The organism is Elusimicrobiota bacterium (assembly GCA_016182905.1).
In the GTDB taxonomy this organism is placed as follows: domain Bacteria; phylum Elusimicrobiota; class Elusimicrobia; order UBA1565; family UBA9628; genus GWA2-66-18.
The window spans coordinates 1-22,115 of sequence record JACPFR010000011.1 but is presented as its reverse complement, the minus strand read 5'-3'; the positions used below and the strand labels follow the sequence as shown (position 1 = coordinate 22,115).

General features: G+C 67.5%; 17 protein-coding genes and 1 tRNA gene. 8 read left to right on the top strand and 10 right to left on the bottom strand.

The window, feature by feature from the left end; translation table 11 throughout:
- Positions 1-132 (top strand): transposase (locus tag HYV14_05110; protein MBI2385377.1); only part of this gene is annotated, 132 nt, incomplete at its 5' end.
- A 94-nt stretch (positions 133-226) separates the two neighbouring features.
- On the opposite strand, the gene HYV14_05105 is transcribed toward HYV14_05110, so the two are convergent.
- From HYV14_05105 to HYV14_05085, 5 genes are all read right to left on the bottom strand, one after another.
- Positions 227-1,918: a hypothetical protein gene (locus HYV14_05105; GenBank protein ID MBI2385376.1), complete on the bottom strand. Its 1,692-nt coding sequence runs from the start codon at positions 1,916-1,918 to the stop codon at positions 227-229.
- A complete protein-coding gene (locus HYV14_05100; protein MBI2385375.1) occupies positions 1,915-3,126 on the bottom strand; it encodes a hypothetical protein in 1,212 nt (403 codons plus the stop codon). Before HYV14_05100 ends, HYV14_05105 begins: the two co-directional genes overlap by 4 nt.
- Positions 3,126-3,320 (bottom strand): hypothetical protein, encoded by a 195-nt coding sequence (locus tag HYV14_05095; GenBank protein MBI2385374.1) that lies wholly within the window; start codon positions 3,318-3,320, stop codon positions 3,126-3,128. The genes HYV14_05100 and HYV14_05095 overlap by 1 nt, the downstream gene beginning before the upstream one ends.
- Complete coding sequence (locus HYV14_05090; GenBank protein MBI2385373.1) at positions 3,317-4,357, bottom strand: hypothetical protein; 1,041 nt, start codon at positions 4,355-4,357, stop codon at positions 3,317-3,319. Before HYV14_05090 ends, HYV14_05095 begins: the two co-directional genes overlap by 4 nt.
- A 588-nt stretch (positions 4,358-4,945) precedes the next feature.
- Positions 4,946-5,527, bottom strand: a complete 582-nt coding sequence (locus HYV14_05085) for a hypothetical protein (protein MBI2385372.1) — start codon at positions 5,525-5,527, stop codon at positions 4,946-4,948.
- Here HYV14_05085 and HYV14_05080 point away from each other — a divergent pair.
- The 5 genes from HYV14_05080 to HYV14_05060 all read left to right on the top strand — a co-directional run bounded on the left by HYV14_05080 (position 5,520) and on the right by HYV14_05060 (position 13,096).
- The gene (locus tag HYV14_05080; protein MBI2385371.1) at positions 5,520-7,370 is read left to right on the top strand and encodes a protein kinase; all 1,851 of its coding nucleotides are present in this window, start codon (positions 5,520-5,522) and stop codon (positions 7,368-7,370) included. The two genes, HYV14_05085 and HYV14_05080, sit on opposite strands and share 8 nt — an antisense overlap.
- Positions 7,371-7,436: 66 nt before the next feature.
- Positions 7,437-7,511 (top strand) — tRNA-Arg (locus tag HYV14_05075).
- A 67-nt stretch (positions 7,512-7,578) separates the two neighbouring features.
- Positions 7,579-8,685, top strand: a complete 1,107-nt coding sequence (locus tag HYV14_05070) for a HEAT repeat domain-containing protein (protein ID MBI2385370.1) — start codon at positions 7,579-7,581, stop codon at positions 8,683-8,685.
- On the top strand, positions 8,682-11,945 hold the full coding sequence (locus HYV14_05065; protein MBI2385369.1) for a hypothetical protein: 3,264 nt from the start codon (positions 8,682-8,684) through the stop codon (positions 11,943-11,945). Before HYV14_05070 ends, HYV14_05065 begins: the two co-directional genes overlap by 4 nt.
- On the top strand, positions 11,942-13,096 hold the full coding sequence (locus HYV14_05060; GenBank protein ID MBI2385368.1) for a PorV/PorQ family protein: 1,155 nt from the start codon (positions 11,942-11,944) through the stop codon (positions 13,094-13,096). Before HYV14_05065 ends, HYV14_05060 begins: the two co-directional genes overlap by 4 nt.
- Positions 13,097-13,325: 229 nt before the next feature.
- Here the strand turns inward: HYV14_05060 and typA are convergent, their stop codons facing one another.
- Together typA and HYV14_05050 are read right to left on the bottom strand one after the other, a co-directional pair.
- Positions 13,326-15,158 (bottom strand): translational GTPase TypA, encoded by a 1,833-nt coding sequence (gene typA / locus HYV14_05055; GenBank protein ID MBI2385367.1) that lies wholly within the window; start codon positions 15,156-15,158, stop codon positions 13,326-13,328.
- Between the two features lie 18 nt (positions 15,159-15,176).
- Positions 15,177-16,883: a mechanosensitive ion channel gene (locus HYV14_05050; protein ID MBI2385366.1), complete on the bottom strand. Its 1,707-nt coding sequence runs from the start codon at positions 16,881-16,883 to the stop codon at positions 15,177-15,179.
- 229 nt (positions 16,884-17,112) lie between these two features.
- Between HYV14_05050 and HYV14_05045 the strand changes: the two genes are divergently transcribed.
- Both HYV14_05045 and HYV14_05040 read left to right on the top strand, forming a co-directional pair.
- On the top strand, positions 17,113-18,366 hold the full coding sequence (locus tag HYV14_05045; GenBank protein ID MBI2385365.1) for an aminopeptidase P family protein: 1,254 nt from the start codon (positions 17,113-17,115) through the stop codon (positions 18,364-18,366).
- Entirely contained in the window at positions 18,356-19,381 is a 1,026-nt protein-coding gene (locus HYV14_05040) for an N-acetylmuramoyl-L-alanine amidase (protein ID MBI2385364.1), read from the top strand. The genes HYV14_05045 and HYV14_05040 overlap by 11 nt, the downstream gene beginning before the upstream one ends.
- On the opposite strand, the gene HYV14_05035 is transcribed toward HYV14_05040, so the two are convergent.
- The 3 genes from HYV14_05035 to HYV14_05025 all read right to left on the bottom strand — a co-directional run.
- Positions 19,336-20,112, bottom strand: coding sequence for an undecaprenyl-diphosphate phosphatase (locus tag HYV14_05035; GenBank protein ID MBI2385363.1), 777 nt, complete (start codon positions 20,110-20,112; stop codon positions 19,336-19,338). The two genes, HYV14_05040 and HYV14_05035, sit on opposite strands and share 46 nt — an antisense overlap.
- Positions 20,113-20,119: 7 nt before the next feature.
- Entirely contained in the window at positions 20,120-21,739 is a 1,620-nt protein-coding gene (locus tag HYV14_05030; GenBank protein ID MBI2385362.1) for a zinc ribbon domain-containing protein, read from the bottom strand.
- 42 nt (positions 21,740-21,781) lie between these two features.
- Positions 21,782-22,115: hypothetical protein (locus tag HYV14_05025; GenBank protein ID MBI2385361.1), on the bottom strand; the 334-nt coding region annotated here is incomplete at its 5' end.

Genomic DNA, 22,115 nt, shown 5'->3' with positions numbered 1-22,115 from the left:
GTGGAGCGCACCAACGCCTGGCTCCAAAACTTCCGGCGCCTCGTAGTGCGTTACGAGCGCTCCGCCTTGATCTTCCTCGGCTTGGTTCATATGGCCTGCGCGCTCATCGCCCTCAAGAGGGTTGTTGGATGACTTCTAGGATACCCGATGGCTGGCGCGGTATCGAGGGTCTTTCGCTCTGGAAGCGGGGAGACCCTGATGGCCCAGATAGATTCTCCTTCTTTTTTCAGTGGGGGCAGCGGACGTTCCCGTAATCCTCGCATCGCTTCCCCGATTGAGGCGGGAAATACGCCGGCGCGGGGCGATAGGCCGCGGCGGTCTCCTGCACCCAGCGAACGGTGATCCCGGGTCCTTCCCCGTTTCGGATGACTTCGATCAATCGGCGGAAGAGGCGGCTCTCGCATGGCCCGAGACCGAGCGCCAATTCGTCGGCGATCCGGTCGGCGTGTCTCGAGAAGGCGACGCCATCGAGCTTTATGGTCAGGGCTTGGTCTATCGTGACGCGGTCGGGGGATCCGCAGGCTGTGACAGAAAGATCCTTCGCCAGGGATAATATGGTCGGAAAAACGCTCACGGGGATGCCTCGGATCGGCGTGGGATCCGACGGGGCGAACGGAACGGCTCGAACCGGGTTCGATTCGGGCTTCGCGGGTGCCGGGTCTTCCCGCTCGGACCACGCGCGCATTTGATCTGCGGTCGCGCCCCTAAGAAGCATGCCATACAACAATCCGCTGCAATCCCCAAGGCCAGGCGGCAGGGTGTTCATCGCGTCCGTTCCGTAAGATTTAGGGAGTGCATCCAATTCCGTCTGAGACACGCTTCCCGGGTGATCGCAGGACCGCCGGGCCAGCTCGGCGTAGGCGTTTTTCAGGCGTTCGTCGTGATCCCGCTTGGCGAGCATGCGTTGTTCACGCGCTTGGGCGACCAGTTGCGAGGCTTCTCGGTGCGCAGTATCGATGGCAATCTGTACGACCGCGGCGATTTCCGCAACTTTTTTGGCTGATTCAGCCCTGCGCAAATCCAATGGGGTGCCGGCGATAATCCCCTTTGTCTTCAGAATCGCGTAGTACTCTTCGCGGTTGTGTCCGCCGGCGCTGGGCAACTTCCCGACCGACACCTTGGTGGCCGTGCTCGCGGCGCGACCATGCGCATTGCAAAACGAAGAAGGGCGCTCCGGAATGCAATAAGATTCCCAATCGAGATTCCAGCCGGTCCAGGACTTGTTGTTACCGATGCGCGTGCCCAATTCGGCCGCGACCGTGTCGTTATCAGCTCTGACCCAGAAAACTTTGGTTCCCGTATATTTCGCAAGGAGCTGCCATTTCACGAAACTATTGTCAGGAACTCCGGTGAGGATGAGTTTCTTGGGCGGAAGCATATATCCGTTGACGATCGCGGCATACACGGCTTCGCACCCCCAGCTGTGAGCGACGACTTCATTGATTTCTCGGGTTTTCCAATCGTCGAACACATCCCTGGTTCTCTTGGTCATTTCGCCGTTTGACGCGCTCCGGTAATCTGAGATATCCAGGACGACGTCGGCTGCAGGGGAATGACCAAAAATCCGTCTTAGCTTATTGATGACGCCGGGACTCCTGTCTTGTGCAGAATGTGAGGGTTGTACGGGCGGTTCATCAAAAAGACTCGGATCGAAATTCGCGGTATTGTCTTTCGCATTGACCCCGTCGACCTCAATGCGTGCGCGATCGAATATCTCGCCATCTTCCTCCAGCCTGCGCGTGGCCAAAGCTTGGTAGTCGACATTCATTTCACGCAGAACATCCAGGGTCATCGTACGCACTTCAGGGTCTCGCTCTTTCATCTTGGCGACGAGTTCTGCGTTCCGATCGACCGCTTTCGCCGCCGGCACTGCTATGGCACTCGTGCCGAGCAAAACAACAGCGAACGCGAGTTTCACTTCCTCTCCCCGATGGGAAAAGTTGGGCCGAACGCCGCGGTAAACACTGAAGCGACTAGAATCCCGAGTCCAAAAAGGAGGAGCGGAACTAAATACAGTCCATCTCCAGCGGAGGCCTCAACGGTCTCTTTTGGTTGAAAGAACCATATCGCCGACCAAAGGACGAGGAGGCTCGTCGCGCTCAGGAGGATTCGGCGTACATGCCTGCTTCCAAAAGCGTGGGCAGCGCCCCAGGCAATCACTAGGTTCGGCAGGGACGCTATGATCAGCGCATCTTCCAGATGGCGCCAAAACAAATGTGACGAACGAGCGGGAACATAAACAGTCAAGAAACCCGCGATCGCCGAAGTAAGCGAAAACAGGATCAGCGCTCGTCCGAAGAGGTGAATTTTCGCCGAACGAGGCGATTTCTTCGGCCAAAGCGCGAAAAAAACCATAGCGGCAATCGGGATAGCGATCGCGTATGCTATCCGAAGAATGTCCGGAGCGCTCGAGGAAGGAGGTGAATTCTCATCGACGGCGAACCACCTTCCGTCGCCGCCATGCGCGTGAATTTTCGAAAGATGACGCTTGAGAGATCTGTCCACCGCCTCGAGGGCATATCGATAATTCAACGCGCGACGTTTATCTTCCGCGTAAGCGGCCTCATCGGGCCGCCATGCGGTCGTCAAGATGTAGAATTCCTTTTCGGACTCCGCGTACGTTTGGAGCAAGCGGTAGGGACGTGAGGTCGCAACGTCGAAAGTTCCCTGCGGCCATTCACTGGCGGGTGCTGGCTCGGCAATCTTATATTTGGCTCCGCTCGACAAGAGCTCCTTTTCTTTGGCTTGGCGCAATTGGGCCAAACTCTTGAATCCTCCTGGGGCGTTCTTGGGGATGACCATGAGTTCCATCAATCCTAATGCCTCGAAATTTTCAGGCTTATAATCGGAAGGATTGGGATGAAACGGCTTGAGGCCAAGATCATCAGTCGATTTCCGGTGGAAATGAACGATCTCAGCCGCGCCGTGCATGATGGGGGCGGCGGTCCAGCCGTATGGCAGTTCTATGATTTCGCCGAACGCTCCAACGAACAGGGTGCTTCCCTCGGAAGACTTCTCGGTCGTCGCGGCGTAAGGCGGCGGCGGAGCCGCCGGCTCGATTGCGAGGCTCATAGTTGCGGTCGAAAGGAGGAGGCCGGCCGCGAGCAGTTTCAGACGGTCGTTCATTAGAGTTCCTCCAGATTCCGCAATGCTTCTTGTACGTAATAATGGTTCTTTCTCTGCAGCACCTGCTCGGCCATGGCACGCAGTTCCGGATTGGCAATGCTCGTCGCCAGGTCCTGATGGTCCGGCCTGATCATCTGCGCATGAGCCCCGGAGACCCCGAACGCCAGCAGGACCGCGATGAATAGGGTATTCATCGGGATTCCTCGGCCTGAAGAGAATGGTCGATGGCCAGGGCGAATGCGGTTCCAAACGCCAGGCCGAGGAAGTAGAGGATCACGGTGTTGCCGAATACGCCGAATTCGGCGGGCAGCCGGTCGCCGGGACCCCGGGTCAGGATCGTCAGGAGAGCCCAAAGCACAGCTATTGCGCCCGTCGCGGCCAGGGCTCGCCCAGCGCGGGCACTCCCGAGGCGGCGGGCCGCGAAAGCGCTGATCAGTAGAACAAGCATCACGGGAAGAAGAGTGGCGTCGTTCGAAACCCGCCATTTTACGCCGGCGATGGCGATGGGGAGGTAGCCGGATATGAATCCGGCCAACGCAGCGAGATGCGCGAAGACGAACAGGCTCCTGCCGAAGTCCCTCGTCCGGCGGGCACGAACGCTCTTCCCCGGCCAAAAGGCGAGGCCCGTCAGCGCCCCTCCGAGAATCCCGAACAGCACGACGAAACGGAAAGTCTTGAAGCTCGAAAAAAAGTTCGGGGATAACTCGCCGACGGGAATGAACAAATTCCTCGACGCGGCATCCTCCTGGGGCGGGTGTGAACTGGAAATGACGTGTTTTCGAAGGGATTCCAACGCGCGATCGACCGTGTAGTTGTAATCCTCCGCGCGCTTCGCGCTGAGACCGGAATCTCCATCGTTCAGAATGCCGCCGGTTGTGAGAATAAAGAATTCATTCTGCGACTCGGTGTATGTCTGGACGGCGCGATATGGCCGTGTGGTTCGGACATGGAATGTCCCCCGAGGCCAGGCGTACTCGTTGGTTTCATCGTCGATTTTGTAGTCGGCGCCCTCTTCCATGCGCTCCTTGTCTTTGGCGGCACGAATATCCGCCAGGCTGCGGAGACCGCCGGGAGCCATTTTTGGAATGACCATGAGTTCCATGAGCTCCAGTCGGGCGAAATCATCTAGCTTGTAATTCGACGGCTTCAGTTTGAATGGAGCGAGGCCCTTGTCGTCGTAAAAATTGCGATGGAAGTACACGACCTCCGTCTCACCCTTCACCTCGACCATGGTGGACCAGTAAAAGGGGAGTTCTATGGTCTCGCCGTATTTCCCGACATACAGGGTTACGGCTCCGTAGCCGCTGGAATTGGGCTTGGTCTTGATGCTCCCAGTTTGCGAGGAGGCTCCCTCTGCGATTGGAGAGGGGGGGGCCTGCGGTTCACGCGCGAAGCTGTGACTTGCCAGGAGAGTGAGCCTGGCGCTAAGAATCGCTGGGTGACGTTTCATTTGATTTCTTTGCCAATAAAAATGGGGAAGCGAGCATTGCTCGCTTCCCCTGGACTCACCCGGTTAAGGCCGGATCGTGGATACCCCGGGGCCGATTCCCCGGGCTACAGAGTTGATAGTCTAAGGATACTGGAAGCTGAGTAATCCATCGAGGGTCTTTCGCCCTGGAAGAGGGGAGACCCTAATGGCCCAGACAGCTTCTCCTTCTTTAGGATGAAAAGAGAACGGGCGCGCTTCATTTGCATCCGTGCGAACCTGCGGCCGATTTTCTCTGCGGGTAGTTAAGCAGATTCTAATTCTGTAGCCCGGAAAAAATGAAGGCGAACCTTTTTGGCGAAGGTCCGCCTTCTGTGGTGCTTCCGGCGAAAGCTAGCTGTTGCCGGCGACGGCGGTTCCGGCGGGGGGGAGGTCCTTGGCGAGCTTGGCGAAGAGTTTCAGCTCGGCCTTGTATTTCTCGGCGGCCTGCTCGTTGGTGATCAAGTGGTAATCATCATTCTCGAAGATCGCGGCGGCGCGCAGGACCCCGGTCTTGTCGGTCAAGTAGTATTCGCCATAGGTGTTGTCAATTAGCTTAAAAGCGATGATGATGTCATTGGTGCCTTCTTGGTTCCGGACGGTGAAGTAGTGTTTCCCTTCCGGGTGAGTCTCCGAAACCTGTTTGAACGGCAATTCCCCCGTGCCGTCGTTGAGGCCGAAGATTTTGGCGAGACTTGGGCCAATAGCCCCGGGTTTCTTCGACGCCAACGTCCGGGTGATCAGGCGGGACATCAATTCCGCGTTGATGCCCGGATCGGGCGTAACCGTCGGATCGACGGGGACGCTTCTCGACTGCGTTAAAGGGCAGGCGTCCTCCGACCTTTGCCGCGACATCCCGGCGGCTGATAGAAAGGTCGATACGACCGTCCCCGCGTTGGTCAGAGAGGTCGTAGCGACCGGCAGGGACGTGGTCAACGACGCGCGGACCGCGGGACGCGGGACGAAGTTCGGGGTCGAGGGCATACCCGACGATGAAACCGACGACGGAAATCTGCCCGCCGTCACCTTCGACCCGCCGAAGACCCCGGAGGCCGCGCGCGACCGCCAGGAAGTGGCCCGCCTCGTGCAATCGGAGAGCCCCGCCGCCGCGCGAGAGTACGCGCTGGCCGCCCTGCAGCGCAGCCCCGAGGACCCCGCCTTGCAGTCCTTCGTGAAGCTCACCGCCCCCGTGAAGGCGTCCGTGGACCAGAAGACGGTGAAGTCCCGCATCGCCGAGCTCGCGGCGGGCATGCGCCAGGACGAGGGAACGGGCAACGGAGCCATCCTCGCCTCGCCGATCTCGTTCGGCGCCCTGAGCGGGGGCGCCTCCCGCGGCCCCGCGGCGCCGCCCGCCGGGCTGACCGTCCCCGACGTGCGCGGCGCCGCGGCCCTGCGCGACGCCTCGGGCAAGATCGCGATCAAGGATTTCGCCGGCGCCGAGTCCGTCCTGACCCGCCGCATCGCGGAGAGCCCGACCGACGCCGGCGCGTTCCGCCTGCGCGCGATGACGCGCCGCGCCCTGTCGCGCTACTCCGACTCGGCCGACGACGCCCGTCAGGCCGTCGCCCTCAACCCGAGGGACTCCCGGTCCCTGCACCTCCTGTCGCGCGACCTCACCGACCTCGGGCGGCCGAAGGAGGCCCTGGTCGAGGCCGACCGCTCGCTCGCGATCGATAATAAGGACGCGCACGCCTACATCGCCCGCTCCGTCGCGCTCAACGCGCTGGGACGCGGCGAGGAGGCGCTGGCCGACCTCGCCCAGGCGGCGTCGCTCGACTCCCAGTTCGACGCGCTGTACAACGACGCCGTCGCCCTCCGCGGCGGCGGCGCCGCTCCGCGAAGCGCCCGGTCGTGGCCGGTGTGGCTCGGGGCCGTGGGCACGGCCTTGCTGTTCTTCTCGTTCGCGCTGTTCCGCAAGAGAGGCGACTCGTCGATCCGCATGGCCCTGCGCAAGGAGGACCACGACCTGCTCAAGGCCGCGGCGCCGCGCGCCGACGCCGTGCCCAAGGGCTTCAGCCTGGTGAAGGTGCTGGGCCAGGGCGGGATGGGCGTCGTGTTCGAGGCGCTCGACCTGGCCCTGCAGCGGCCCGTCGCGCTCAAGAAGCTCCGGCCCGAGATCGCCGACAACCCGCGCGAGCGCCACCGGTTCTTGAAGGAAGCCCGCACCGTCGCCGCCCTCAAGCACCCGAACATCGTGGAGATCCACGCCATCCACGAGGACGAGCAGGGTCTGTTCCTCGTCTTCGAGCGCGTGCCCGGCGAGAGCCTGCACGAGCGCCTCGGGCGCGGGCCGATGAACCCGGCCGAGGCGGCCGCGTTCCTGAGGCAGATCGCCTCGGCGCTCGACTACGCGCACGCCCAGGGCGTCGTGCACCAGGACCTCAAGCCCGGGAACGTGATGATCCACGGCGGCCTCGCCAAGGTCATGGACTTCGGCATCGCCCGGCGCGTGCTGGAGTCCCTGTCGACGATGTCGAAGATCGAGGTCTCGGGAACGCCAGCCTACATGTCTCCCGAGCAGGAGCAGGGGATCGTGACGCCGTCCGCGGACGTGTTCGCGCTCGGCGTGTGCGCCTACGAGAGCTTGACGGGCGTGCTGCCCTATCCCACCGGCGGCCTGATGCTCAAGGCGCAGAAGATGTACCGCAGGCCCTCCGAGACGGCGCTGAGCCTCAAGCCCGGCGTGGACGCGGCGATCGCCCGCGCCCTCGAACCCCGCCCCGAGGACCGCTGGCCTTCGGCCGCGTCCTTCGTCGAGGCGTTGGCTCGGGCCCTGTAAGCGGGGCGCGCGCTTCCAATAGCGCCTCTGGCCGATTCCGAATTATTCATGTAAACTCAACGCAGCGCGCCTGTAGCTCAACGGATAGAGTACTTGGCTTCGAACCAAGTGATCCGGGTTCGATTCCTGGCGGGCGCACCAGATTTGCCGTTTTTCCGCCCCCGCGTTGAAATATTACCGTAACGCTTCCCTGATAACATCCTGGGGCATGCTGCTCCTCGCCGCCGGCCCGGCGTTCCTCGCCATTTCCGCCCAGGCGGCCAAGCCCGCCGTCTCGAAATCCACCGCCGCCGCGCGCGCGGAGCTGGGGCGGGAGGCCGTCGCGATGCTGTCCTCGTCGGGAGCCGACCCCGACCCCGAGGTGCGCGCCGTCGTCGCCGCCGCGTGGGGGGACCTGAAGAACCGCGCGGCGATCCCGTTCCTCAAGCGCGCGCTGACCGACGCCAACGCCGACGTGAGGATCGCGGCCGCCGCGAGCCTGTACCGCCTGGGCGAGGTGGACGGCCTGACGAACCTCATCGACGAGACGAAGACCGCCGGCGGCGCGCCCCCGACCACGCCCGCGCAGGAGCTGCGGCGCATGGCGCGCGACGCGGCCCGCGCCCGGGCCGTGCTCAAGCTCGGGGAGGTCGCCGGGAGCAACGCCCGCGCCGCCCTCGACTCCGCCCACAAGGACCCCGAGGGCGAGGTGCGCGACGCGGCCGCCGTCGCCCTGGCCCGCCTCGGCACGCCCGGCGCCTCGGCGCCCTTCCTGAGCGCCGTCGCCGACGCCGACGAGGCCGTGCGCGCCTCCGCGGCCCGCTCGCTGGGGCTGATCGGCCGCGAGGGACGGGGCATCCTCGCGAAGCTCGCCGCGACGGACGTGTCGGTCTCCGTGCGCGCCGAGGCGTGCGCCGCGCTCGGCGTGTTCTCCGACCCCGGCGACGTCCCCGTCCTCGCCGCGGCCCTCGGAGACAAGAGCGGGCGGGTCAGGCTCGCGGCCGTCCGCGCGCTCGCGCGGCGCCACGCCGCGGACTCGACCGCCGCGCTGAAGTCCTTCCTCGACAAGGCCCCCGCCCCGGAGTTCGCCCTCACCGCCCAGGCCGGCCTGGCGGAGCGGGGGGAGGACGTCGAGCTCGGCCTCGCCGACCTGACCCTCGGGCAGGACGATCCCGAGCTCAAATCGCTCGCCGTGCGGGTGCTGTCCGCCGCGCGCCGGGCCGAGGCCCTCGACCTCCTCGCCAAGGCCATGCGCGGCGACCCCTCGCGCCGCATCCAGGTCGAGGCCGCCGCCGGCGTCATCGTCCGCCTGCGGCGAGTCGAGAGCCCGCGATGAGGAAGGCCCTTCCCGCCGCCGCGGCGCTGGCCCTGCTCCTCGCCGCGGCGACGCCCGCCTCGGCGGTGCGTCCCTCGCCGAAGGCGAAGGCGGAGGCCCGCCGCTTCGGCCTCGACAAGCTCGGCGTCGCCGCGCCGAAGGCCCCGCGCGCCGGGCTGCTCAACGAGTTCTCCCGCTTCAACTCCCGGCACGAGGGGCGCTGGAAGCTGCGCGTCGACCCGCGCACCGGCGCGCCCGCGTCTCTCAGCGACGGCCGCACCGCGCCCCGCTCGGGCCCGCCCGAGACCATCGCCCGCCAGTTCCTGAGGGACCAGGCGGGCCTGCTCGGCGTGAACCCGGACGACCTGCTCGTCGAGAAGGAAACGAAGGGGGACGGGCACCGGCACGTGCTCTACCGCCAGACCCATCGCGGCATCCCCGTCGAGTTCGCCCGCGTCAAGGTCCACCTCGACGAGGACGGCTCGGTGATCGGCGCCAACTCCCGCTACGAGCCCGACCTGGACCTCAGCCTGACGCCCGCCGTCTCCGCCGCCGAGGCCGTCCGCGCCGCGGAGACCGACGCGAGCGGGACCGCCGACGGCGCCGCCGCGCTCGTGATCCTGCCCGTCGAGTCGACCGGCCGCTCCCATCTGGCCTGGAAGGTGAAGGTCAAGGCGCCGCAGGCGGCCTGGCGCTACTACGTCGACGCCCGCACCGGCCAGATCCTCTTCCGCTACAACAACATCCGCTTCCAGGTCTGCCTGACCTCGGGCGTGATCAAGGGCTCCGTGTTCGCGATCGACCCGACGAGCACCCCGGCGCAGAACCTCCCGATCGACAACCAGTGGGTGTACATCGCCGACTCCTCCACGCGCGCGCTGACCGGCGGCAACGCCACCTTCGGGCACGGCTTCTACTGCGGCGGCGCGCAGGGCAAGATCAACATGGGCCTGCAGGGGCCCTACGTCAACGTGGCCAACTTCCGCGGCCCGAGCATGCACTACGACAACGGCAACGGCGTGTGGCAGACCCTGGCCTCCCCGGTCTCCTCCCCGCACCCGTATCCTAATTCGACGACCCAGATCTCGACGATCAACCTGACGCTCGCCGCGCCGCTGGCGGTCAAGTTCCTGCCCGTGTTCAGCACCTTCAAGGTCGGCGAGTTCACCGGCGAGGACACCTCCGACGTCAACGGCGGCGGCATCGCCGACGACGACCAGCTCACCGTCAGCGACGGCAACGGCGACCCGGTGGGCAGCTTCATCGGCAACCGCGGGGCCTTCAACGGCGCCGCCGTCGCCGGCAAGATCATGCGCCTGACCCTCAAGTCGAACGAGAGCGGCCAGCAGGACGGCTACGACGTCTCGCTGTCGAGCTACCTGACGGTGACGAGCCCCTTCACCTACGGCGCGGCGAACACGTCGAGCCACACCTGGACCGTCGCCGACGCCCCGATCGGGCTGCGCTCCGAGCTCAACCTGTTCTACCACCTCAATCAGATGCATGACTACTTCTTCGGGGACGTCAACCGCTCGAGCGCGGCCCCCGTCTCCCGCCCGGTCGTCGCGATGGCGCACGTCGGCCCGAACATGGCCAACGCCTTCTACAACCCCGACTACGACAACCTGATGTTCGGCGACATCAACACCACGGCGCCCGAGGACGCCTTCTCGGACGACGCGACCGTCATCCACCACGAGTACGTGCACTACCTCACCGAGCGCATCTGGCCCCTGCAGAACTTCGGCCAGGCCGGCGCGATCTCCGAGGCGAACGCCGACTACTTCGCGGCCAGCTCCCTCAACGACCCCTCGATCGGGGCCTACGTCCTCGGAGCGCTCGGCGGCACGGGCTCGCTGCGCGACCTCGACTGCACGCTTCCCGGCATCCCCTGCCGGGTGCTCAGCAACCTGTCGTGGGTCGGCGAGATCCACGACGACAGCATCTACCTGTCGCAGGCGCTGTGGGACATCCGCCGGGAGCGCATCGCCGCCCGCGGCTACGCCCTGGGCCGCTCCTGCGCCGACAACCTGGTCTTCCAGTCGCTCCTGTTCTTCCCCGAAAGCTTCGACGAGTTCTACGACGCGATGCTCCGCGTGGACGCCGACGGCCGGGTGGCCGCGGCCTGCGGCGGCGCGGGGGCGACGCAGGCCGCGATCGGCAACGCGTTCGGCGCGCACGGCCTCATCCTCGGCAGCGGCGACTCGTACGAGCGCAACGACGGCTTCGAGACCGCGACCGACGTGAGCACGCGCCCGGCGCTGTCCGGGACCATCTACCCGACCAGCGATACCGACTTCTTCTCGTTCGGCGCGGGCCAGGGCCTGATCAAGGTCACCTTGAACCTGCCCGCCTTCGGCGGCTTCTTCAAGGGCTATCAGCTCAAGCTGTTCGACCGCTCCCGCCGCCAGGTCGCGGCCGCGGCCCCGCCGTACGACGGCGTCAACACCGTCGACGGCTCCTGCGAGGTCACCGACTGCAACACGACCTCCGCCTCCGTCGTGCTCCAGTACAACGCCCCCGCCGGCGGCCAGTACTACGTGCAGGTGGTCGGCGGGGACTCGCTCAACGGCTCGGCCAGCGGCGTGCAGTCGACGACGCCCTACAGCCTCGTCTTCGAGTATCCGAAGGGCGGAGCCCTCGGCGGCTCCATCGTCGCCGCGAGCTTCGACAACGACCTGATCTCCTTCGACGCGAACGTCACCTCGTTCACGAGCATCCAGGACTGGCGCTTCTCCTCCGCGCAGCTGCGCGACCACGACTTCAGCCCGCTCAGCAACACGCGCCTGAACCAGCCGCCGCTCGCCGGCGACTTCCTGACCTTCGTCTCCTCGGGCAGCGCCTTGGGCCACATCACCGGGTCCGTGCGGCTCGCCCCCGGCTTCGCCGCGCGCTACCCCGCCTCCGGCACGGTCTACCTCGAGATCTTCGGCTACAACGTCTACGGCAGCACCGCGTCCCTCGGCATGTCGAACCCGCTCAACCTGACCGCGACCAGGGCCGAGCTGACCGCCTACAACAACGTCTTCAACCCCGCGCGGGGCCAGAGGGCGACGGTCAAGTACGCGACCCTGACGCCCGGGCGCGTCACGATCAAGCTCTACACGGTCACCGGCACCTACATCTCGACTTTGCTCGACGCGGACATGCCCGCGGGCCGGGGAAGCATGGATTGGGACGGGCGCAACGTCAGCGGGTCCGTCGTCGCCAGCGGCGTCTATCTGCTGCGCATCGACGCCCCCGGCATCCACAAGACCCAGAAGATCGCGATCATCAAATGACGAGGAGCCTCCTCATCGTCCTGGCGTCTTTCTCCGTCGCGGGCCTCGCCCGCGCCGCCGGGGGGCCGGGCACGACCGCCGTTCCGGTGCTGCAGATCCCGATGTCCGCCCGGGCCGCCGGCATGGGGACCTCGTTCACGGCCGTCGCGAGCGACGCCTCCGCCCTGTTCTACAATCCCGCGGGCCTGGCTCGCCTCAACGCCCACGAGCTCGACTTCAGCTTCGCCACGGGGCAGGGCGAGACCTCGATCCAGAACCTCGCCTACGCGGGCCCGACGCCCTTCACCGGCGTCTCGGGCAACGGCTACACGAGCGCCGGCGCCAACCTGCTCTACTCGAAGAGCGGCACGATCGAGGTCAACCGCCTCAACGCCAACGGCTCCCTGGGCTCCTCGGAGAGCGTCAGCGCCGGCTCCGACCTCGTGCTGTCCGGCGCCTACGCCGAGCGCGTCGGCATGACGCCGCTCGAGCTGCGCGACGCCTCCTATCAGATCGACCACTTCCTGGGCGTGGGGGGCAAATTCGTCCGCTCGACCATCGTCACCCAGACCGGCAGCGCCTTCGCGGCGGACCTGGGCTATCTCGTGCACTCGCCGGAGGCCGGCTGGAGCTTCGGCGCCTCGGCGCTCAACGTCGGCGGGAAGATCAAGTATTCCGAGGAGAAGGAGCCCCTGCCCGCGACGCTCCGCGGCGGCTTCGCCTGGCAGGGCGGCGTGCCGTCGGTCCACAACGTGATCGCCTCGGTGGACGGCGACTACCTGCTCGACGAGCGCGAGTGGCACGCGAACATGGGCCTCGAGTACTTCTGGGTGAAGACCTACGGCGCGCGCCTCGGCTACCAGATCCACCGCGACGACGCCGGCCTGACCATGGGCTTCGGCCTGCGCTGGAAGGGCCGGATCCTGCTCGACTACGCCTGGGGCCTCGGCAAGTCCCTCAGCGACCAGCACCGCGTCACCGTCTCCTACCGCTTCGGCGGCGTGCCGCCGTCCCAGCGCGGGCGTCAGCGCCGGCCGTTCATCGAGTCCATCCCCGAGCGCGACCAGCTGCGCGGCATCGAGGACCGGCAGCCGGAGTTCAACGAGCCCGCGCCCCGTCCGCGCGCGGTCCCGCGCGAGCGCAACACCGGCGTCCCGGGCTGGATCTACTAGGCAGCCCCGGCGGCCCCGCCGCTCCGGGCATCCCTCCGCTGGTTCGTTGCTTTTAAGCAACGCCGCGGTTGAAAGAACGAAGCAAAGAGCTTTATTCCACGTGCTGTTGCTTAAAAGCAGCGAACCAGGAAGGAGATCATCCCACGACGGCGGCAGGCGGCCTCGCCCGCCCCAAAAAAGCTCGGCCGCCCCGCGAGGAGCGGCCGAGAGCGCGGTCCGGCGCCGGCGCTTAAGCGGCTTTCTCCTCCGCGCGCTTGCGCAGCGAGCCGTTGAGGACCTTCTTGCGCAGGCGGATGCTCGAGGGCGTGACCTCGAGCAGCTCGTCGTCGTCGATGAACTCCAGCGCCTGCTCGAGGCTGAGGATCTTCGGCGGCTCGAGCTGGACGGCGTCGTCCGTCGCCTTGGAGCGCATGTTCGACATCGCCTTCGCCTTGGTCGGGTTGACCATCATGTCCGACGAGCGGGAGTTGGTGCCGACGATCATGCCTTCGTAGACCTCGACGCCGGGTCCCAGGAAGAAGTCCGAGCGTTCCTGCAGGCCGGAGAGGGCGTAGCCCGTCGTGGTGCCCTGGGCCATGGAGACGAGGACGCCGTTGACGCGGGGCGGCGGCTCGTTGCCCTTCTTGCCGTAGCCGTTGAAGGAGTGGTGCATCATGCCCGTGCCCTTCGTCATGGCCATCAGCTCGGTCTTGAAGCCCATGAGGCCTCGCGAGGAGATCGAGTACTCGAGGCGCACGCGGGACGCGCCCTCGGGAGCCATGTTCTGCAGCTGGCCCAGGCGGCGGCCGAGGGCCTCGATGATCGCGCCCTGGTACTGCTGGGGCGCGTCGATGACGAGGTTCTCCATCGGCTCGCTCATCACGCCGTTGATCTCGCGGAAGATCACCTGCGGGCGGGACACCGCGAGCTCGAAGCCCTCGCGGCGCATCGTCTCGATGAGGATCGACAGGTGAAGCTCGCCGCGGCCGGAGACCTGGAAGTGGCCTTCGCCGGGAAGCTGCTCGATCTTGAGTCCGACGTTGATCTGCTGCTCCTTGAGGAGCCGCTCCCGCAGGTGACGGGAGGTGACGAGCTTTCCCTCCCGGCCCGAGAAGGGGCTGTTGTTGACGTTGAACTCCATCGACAAGGTCGGCTCGTCGATCTCGAGGGGAGGCAGCGCGATCGGGTTGGCCACGTCGGAGACGGTGTCCCCGACGTTGATCGTCTCCAGCCCCGCGATGGCGACGATGTCGCCGGCCTGAGCGCTGTCGACGTCCTTGCGCTTGAGACCCTGGTACATCTGGAGCATGGTGACCTTGCCGGGGATGAGCTTGCCGTCCTCGCCCTTGATGAGGACGACGTTCTCGTTCTTGGCGATCTTGCCGTTCTGCATGCGGCCGATGCCGATCTTGCCCAGGTAGGAGCTGTAATCGAGCATGGTCACGAGCATCTGGAGCGGCTTGCTCGGGTCGACCTGCGGGCCGGGGACCGACTTGATGATGGTGTCAAGCAGGGGCTTCATGTCCGTGCCCGGGGTGGTCTGGTCGTGGCTGGACCAGCCCATCTTGCCGGCGGCGTAGACGACCGCGAAGTCCATCTGCGGCTCGGTCGCGCCGAGGTCGATGAAGAGGTCGAACACCTTGTTGAGCGCCTCTTGGGGGCGGATGTGGGGGCGGTCCATCTTGTTGATGACGACGATGGGGTGCAGGCCGAGGGCCAGCGCCTTGCGCAGCACGAAGCGGGTCTGGGGCATCGGGCCCTCGACCGCGTCGACGATCAGCAGCGCGCCGTCGACCATCTTGAGGATGCGCTCCACTTCCGAGCCGAAGTCGGCGTGGCCGGGGGTGTCCACGATGTTGATCGTCTTGTCTTCGTAGTGGATCGACGTGTTCTTCGCCAGAATGGTGATGCCGCGCTCGCGCTCGAGGTCGTTGGAGTCGAGGACCTGCTCCTGGGCGGCGTCGGCCTTCACGTTGAACTCGCCGGACGCCTTGAGGAGGGCGTCGACGAGGGTGGTCTTGCCATGGTCGACGTGGGCGATGATGGCGATGTTGCGGACGTCTTCTCTGCGGGGTGAGGTCATTCTTTTTCCTTTTGTTCTCTATTTCCGTCGCTGGCCGTACTCGCGCGGGACGGAGAGCGCGGAGTCCTTGACCACGGAGTGGGGGATGAGCATGTAGCTTTCGCCGTCGAGCTTCAGCACGACGTACTTCAAGTCGATGTCGACGACCGTTCCCTCGTGCTCGCCGATCTTGACGCGGTCGCCGACCTGGAAGGGCTTCAGCGCCAGGACGATGGCGCCCTGGAACACCGCGCTGACGTAGTCGTTGACGGCGATCGAGACCAGCACGGTCGACAGGGAGAGCGTGCCGGCGACCCAGGCCCACGAGACGCCGGCGGCGTTGAGCAGGAAGGAGCCGCCGATGACCCAGGTGAGCACCGCGGCGCCGAGCTTGAGCACGGTCGTCACGGGGCGGGTCCACTCGTAGCGGACGGCGAGGCGCTCGACGGCGGCCTTGATCGAGCGGGAGACCGAGGCCGTGAGGAAGGCGACGACGGCCGCCTTCAGGTATGGAAGGACGCTCGCCAGCCACGACAGCGAGGTGCCCTTGAGCGCCACGGGGAGAAGGGGGAAGAAGGACAAGGCGGCGATCGCGAGGGCGGAGAACAAGATCGGCTTCCAGAGCGTGGGCGAGGCCGCGTCGCGCAGCGCGCGCAGCAGGCCGCGCGGGAAGGCGGGCTTGCCGAGCTTGAGGCGGATCTCCTTCGTCTGGTACTCGCCGTACAGCTTCACGGCGGCGGCGGCGATGCTGTTGTAGGTGAAGAGGATGAAGCCGCCGTTCTCGTCCTTGAGGACCAGGTAGCGCAAGGTGAGGTCGTGGACGACGCCCGTCGTCTTGCCGATCGTCACCTTGTCGCCGACGGTGAAAGGACGGGAGAGCAGGAAGTGCACGCCGTGGAACAGGTTGCCGGCCACGTCGCGCACCGCGAGGGTGACCGCGAGCGCCATCGCCGTGCCGCCGGCGCCGAAGGTGGCGAGCAGGGCCGTCCCGGAGACGCCGAGAGCGGCCAGGCCGACGCCGACGCCGGAGGTCCAGACCACGACGTTGGTGATGAAGCGGGCGAGGACGACGGTGTTCTGCTCCCAGCCGAAGCGGGCCGCGAGCTTGGTGATGGCCCAGCGGGAGAGGCGGGTCAGGCCGTAGGCGCCGGCGAGGACGGCGGCGCCCTCCGCGTAAGGGACGGCGGCGGAGGCCCAGTGGGGCAAGGCGGGCAGGGCGGCGGCGGGGGCCAGGGCGGCGGCGCCGCGGGCGAGGAAGGACGGGGACTTCGCGGCGGGGACGACGACGGGGACGGAATCATCCAGGTCCTTTTTGGCCGCGGAGCCGGACCAGAACGCCTCGCTGTCGGACCGGATCTCAACGGCGGAAACGGAGGGGGACTCGCTGCGCGGCTGCGCTAAGGGCTTCATGCCGTCGAGCGCGAGCGGCGCAACGGCTTTCGGGACGGCCATATTCGCGGCGGCCGCGGGGACGAGCGGCTGGATCGCCGCCGCGGAGAGAACGGAGATGGGGGCGGCAACGGCGTTCAACGACGGAACGGGCGCGGCGGAAAGAGAAAGCGCGGGAGAAAGAAACACGGCGCCGTTGAGCGAGGGCGTCATCGGCGAAGACATGCCTCCAAGCGAAGGCACCATCGATATCCCGACGGGACCGCGAGACATCCCCGCCGCGACGCGGACCTGGGCCGCGCCGGGGGAGGCCAGAACGGCGCAAAGCGTCAACGCGATGATCGGCTGGGATTTCATGGAATTCATTATATCAACGTGGACAAATCACCGCTTAAGGCGAAGGTCCCAAGGAGTCGCCGCCATAGGTCCTACGCTGGAAATCAGCGGGGCGCGCGCCTCGCGGCGCGCGCCCCGATGAAAGCCGCCCGAGATGCCGTACAAGGGTGAGGGGTGGCGGCTTTCAGGGACATTCTAGCATAGTCGGCCCCGTTGCGCAAACGGCTCCCGGTCGATGTATAATCCTCGGATGAACCATTATCGCGCGCTCCGCCGCCGCCTCGCCGCCCGCCTCAAGGGCCAGGGCCTCGTGCATCTCCAGGGCGGCAAGCCCGTGCCGCGGAACTTCGACGTCGAGTACGCGTTCCGCCAGAACTCCGATTTCCTGTACGCCACCGGCGTCGAGGAGCCCGGCTGCCACCTCGTGCTCGACGGCGCGCGCGAGACCTTGCTCGTGCCGCGCGTCGACGCCCACCACCGCGTCTGGGAAGGCCACGTGCCGGGGCCCGCCGAGGCGAAGAGGCTGTTCGGCGTGGACCGCGTCATGTACGCCGACGAGCTCAAGAAGGTCCTGAAGGGCCGCCGCCCCGTCCCGCCCGCCAAGCTGCGCGACGCGCTCGACGAGCTGCGCGCCGTCAAGACCGAGGGCGAGCTCCGGCTGATGCGCCGCGCCAACGACGTCAGCGGCAAGGCCCACGTCGCCGTGATGAAGGCGACGCGCCCCGGCCTGCGCGAGTACGAGCTGCAGGCCGCGTTCGACTCGGCGTGCGTGAAGGCGGGGCTCAAGCATCTCGCCTATCCCTCGATCGTCGCCGCCGGCGTCAACAGCGCGGTGCTGCATTACCGCAAGAACAACGCGCCGCTGAAGTCGGGGGACCTTCTCCTCATCGACGCGGGCGCCGAGCTCTCCGGCTACGCGGCGGACATCACCCGCACCTACCCGATCAACGGGAAGTTCACGCGCCGCCAGCGCGACGTGTACTCGGTGGTGCTCGAGACGCAGAAGAAGTGCATCGAGAAGGCCCGGCCCGGCGTCAACTCGGCCGAGCTGCACCTGTACTCGATGCGCGTCATCGCCGAGGGCCTCAAGTCGCTCGGGCTCCTGCGCGGCGAGACGGACGGCCTGGTCGAGAACGGCGCGGTGCGCCTGTTCTACCCGCACGGCCTGACCCACATGCTCGGCCTCGACGTGCACGACGTCACCGGCGGAAAGAAGCGCGTCCTGCCCAACCCGACCAAGATCCCGGTCCGCTTCGTCGCGAAGCTCGAGCCCGGCTTCGTCATCACGATGGAGCCCGGAGTCTACTTCATCGACGCCCTGCTCAAGGACCCGGCGCTTCGCGCCAAGCACAAGCAGTCCGTCGATTTCGCGAAAGCCGACTCGTTCCTCGATTTCGGCGGCATCCGCATCGAGGACGACATCGTCATCCGGGAAGGAGGCGTCGAGAACCTGACCCGCGTCCCCAAGGAGATCGAAGCCGTCGAGGCGGCCCTTGCGGGCTGACCTCCTGCTGGCGCTGCTGCTCGCGGCGCCGGCCCTCCGGGCGGGGGACCTCGGCTCCGAGGTGACCTTCGGGAGCCGGCAAGGCGCCCGATTCTCGGTATACGCCGGGTTCGGCCCGCAGATCGTCTACGACAGCGGCCTCAGCGACCCCCTCCCCGACGCCTGGGACACCGTGCTGATCCAGGGAGAGATGCCCGATCCGGCCATCCGCTTCTCGGCCTCGCGCCCGAGCGGCCCGGCCGGCTGGATCGAGCTCACGGTGCGCCGCTTCCCCGACGGGCGCTTCTGGGCCAAGGGACGCTTCCCGCGGGGCGCCGGCGCGGTCCGCCTGCGCGCGCTCGACGACGGGGCCGTGTCCGACCACCAGGTCACGGTCTACTCCGCCGAGGCGTTCGCCGAAGGCCCCGACGCCCCGTCCCTGCCCTCCTTGCCTTCGCGCGGCCCGATGGACCCCGGCGCGACGCCGCCGCTGGTGCACGGGCGCGCCGAGTGGCGGGCGGCGCCGCCGACCCATCCGCTCTCGCCCGACCCCCTGCCGTGGCGGATCACCTTGCACCACACCGACGGGCGCTACACGAAGAGCCTCGACGAGAGCCTCGACGAGACCCGCTTCATCCAGGACTTCCATCAGAACGGCCGGAAGTGGAGCGACATCGCCTATCACTTCGTCGTGGATCCCCTCGGGAACGTCATTGAGGCGCGCCCGCTGGAGACGCTCGGCGCGCACACGCTCAACAACAACGAGGGCAACGTCGGGATCGTCCTGCTGGGCCTGTACCACGCGCCCAGGAACGACAAGCCGACCGCGGCCCAGCTCGCGGCCGTGGGAGAGGTCGGACGGTTCCTCGTGAAGCGCTTCGGGATCGATCCGGCCTCGCTGAAGGGCCACCGCAACTACAAGCAGACGGATTGCCCCGGAGACCTCGCCTACGAGCGGCTCGCCGAGCTGCGCGGGGCCTTCGCCGGGCCTCAGCGCGCCAGGAAAAGCGCGGCCAGGCCCAGCGCCACGCGGTAGACGACGTAAGGCTTGAACCCGCCGCGCGGCAGGAAGCGGATGAAGGCCCCGACGGCGGCCAAGCCGGTCGCCGCCGACACCGCGATCCCGAGCAGGAAGACCCCGTCGACGTCGGCGAGGCCGAGGTGGCGCAGCTTCAGGACCGCCGCGCCGGCGACGATCGGCGTGGCCATCAGGAAGGACAGCTCGGCGGCCTGAGGCGCCTTGAGGCCTAGGAGCAGGGCCGCGCTGATCGTAGCGCCCGAGCGCGACACGCCGGGCATCACGGCCAGGGCTTGGGCCGCGCCGACGAGGAGGAGGCCGCGCGCGCCGGCGTCGCGCCAGTCCAGTGTCTGCTTCGCCCTCCGCTCGGACCACGCCATCACCCCGCTGAACGCGATGAGGCATAGGCCGATGCGCCGCGGGTCGCGGAACGCGTCCTCGGCGGCCTTCTCGAAGAGCAGCCCCGCGACGACGGCGGGGAGAGTGGCCAGCGCGATCAGCCCCAGCTTGCGGCCCTCCTCGCCCCGGGGGTCGCGAGCGGCGCCGAGCAGCATCCGGCTCCAGATGTCCCGGTAGTAGAGCAGCACCGCGAGCAAAGTCCCGAGGTGGAGGCCGACGTCGAACGTCAGCCCCGGATCCGTGAAGGAGAAGAAGCGCGGGGCGAGCGCTAGATGCGCGGAGCTCGAAACGGGGAGGAACTCGGTCACGCCCTGGATCGCGCCGAGCAGCGCGGACTGGGAGTAGGTCATCGCGTCCTCATTCCGCGGAGACTTTCGGGACCAGCGCCATGTCGCGGCGCACGGGCTTGCCGACGACGCCGATCCAGGGGAGGCTGCGCGCCCCGGCCTGCATCAGGAACTTGCGCTGCTCGAGGTCGGCCTTGCGCACCGAGCTCGTCGAATCGAGCTCGTCGATGTGCTTGCCCGAGTAGTCGTCGTGCAGGATGCGGAGCTGGTAGCCCTCCGCCGGGCCGGCCTTCATCGTCGCGCGGTAGCGGCCGTCGTCGCCGGTCTCCGCCGACGCGACCTCGTTGTCCTCGGCGTCGACGAACACGAGGCGCACGCCGTAGGCGCCCCGCGTCGTGAGCAGGTCGTAGACGGTGCCCTCGAACACCCACTGCGGCCCCGCGGGCTTCTTCGGCGCGGGCGGCGCGGGCTTGGGCTTGGCGGCGGGCGGCGCCGCGGGCTTGGGACGCGCGATCTGAGGGAAGGTCGCCGTCGCGCGAGGCGGCGCGGCCGGCGGCGGCGCCGCGGCTGGCGGCGGCGCGACCGGAGCGGGGACGGGCGCCGGAGCGGGCGCGTAGACGGGCGCCGGGGAGGAGGCGCCGGGGCTCGGCGGCTCGACGGGACGGCTCAGAGCGGGCGCGGGAAGGCTCGTGGGCGGAGGAGCGTCGCTCGGCGCGGCCGGCGCGGGAGAAGAAGGGGGAGGAGCGGCGCCGGTCGAGCCGGAGGAGTCGTCTTCGAAGACCGGCGTCATCGTCGAGTCCCCCGCGGCGCGCTTGCCGAACGGAGACGAGCCCGTCGGCCTCGCGGCGACCGGCGGCTCGGAGCGGATCATCATGTAGATGGCGCCTACGCTGAACAGGCCGAGGACGCCCCCGGCCAGCGCGGCGAGATAGACGGCCGACGGCCGCCCCGTCTTGGGCTTGTCCTCGGCGTCGGCGGCCGCCGCGGCCCCCTTCCCGGCGGCCGCCGCGGCCTCCTTCCCGGCGGGCGCCTTGGCGCGCTTCGCGGCAGGCTCGACGACGATCTCCTTCGTCGAGCTGGGGAGGAAGAGGGCGGCGGAGGGCTCGTCCTCGGCCTCCTCCTCGTCGGCGGCCGGCTCCGGAGCGGGCTCGGGCTTCTTCGGGCGTTCGATCTCGCGGGGCGGGTCCTTTTTAGGAGGCTCCTTCTTCTTCGGCGGAGGCGGAGGCGCCTCTTCGACGTTCTCCTCGACCTCGGGCTCCGGCTCGGGAGCGCGCTTCGGCTTCGTCGGCGGCAGCAGGGGCGCGGGCTCGTCGTCCGCCTCCGGCTTCGGTATCGGCTTCGCCTCCGGCAGCTTCGCCTCGGGCGCGGGAGGAGGAGGGGCGAACAGGCCCTCGCCGGGCTTCGGCCCGAGGTTCCTCGCCACGGGCAGGGCGAACGGGTTCTCGTCTGGGGCCCCGGGCGCGGCGGAGCCCGCGGGCTCGACCTTGGGGAGCTTCGCCATGCCCAGGCCGGAGGCGGGAGCCTCGGCGGCGCCGCCGCGCGCGGGCGGCAGGGAGAAGCCCTCCGCCTTCTTCGGAGGCTCGGGCTTCTTGTCGCCTTTCTTGTTGGCGACGAAATCCCATCCGCAGGCCCGGCACTGCCGGGCTTCGTCGGGGGCTGGGGCGCCGCAGCTTGGGCAACGAGAGATCATCGTGGACCGCCTACGCGGAGCGGAACGGTGATTCTAACTTTTTTACGCGCCGTACGTCCCATCGCGGCGGCGACGCGTGAGGCCCACGAGGTACGGAAGGTCCGAGTGATAGATCAGGTAGGCGATCGCCAGCGCGGCCGCGCCGCGCAGCGCGAGCGCCAGCAGGCGATGCCAATCCTTCTCCTCGGCGGGGCGGTCCGTCGGGAGCTCGTACTTGTGCCGCGCGGGAGCCATGTAGGTGTAGCTGAAATCCTCTTCCTCGGGCTTGACGCCCGCCGCCGCCGCGCCGGGCGCGTAGGCGGCGGGGCCGCCGGCGCTGCGGTCGGCGAGAGGGGCGGCGTCGGCCGCCGCGGGCGCGGCCGGCGCGCCGGCGCGG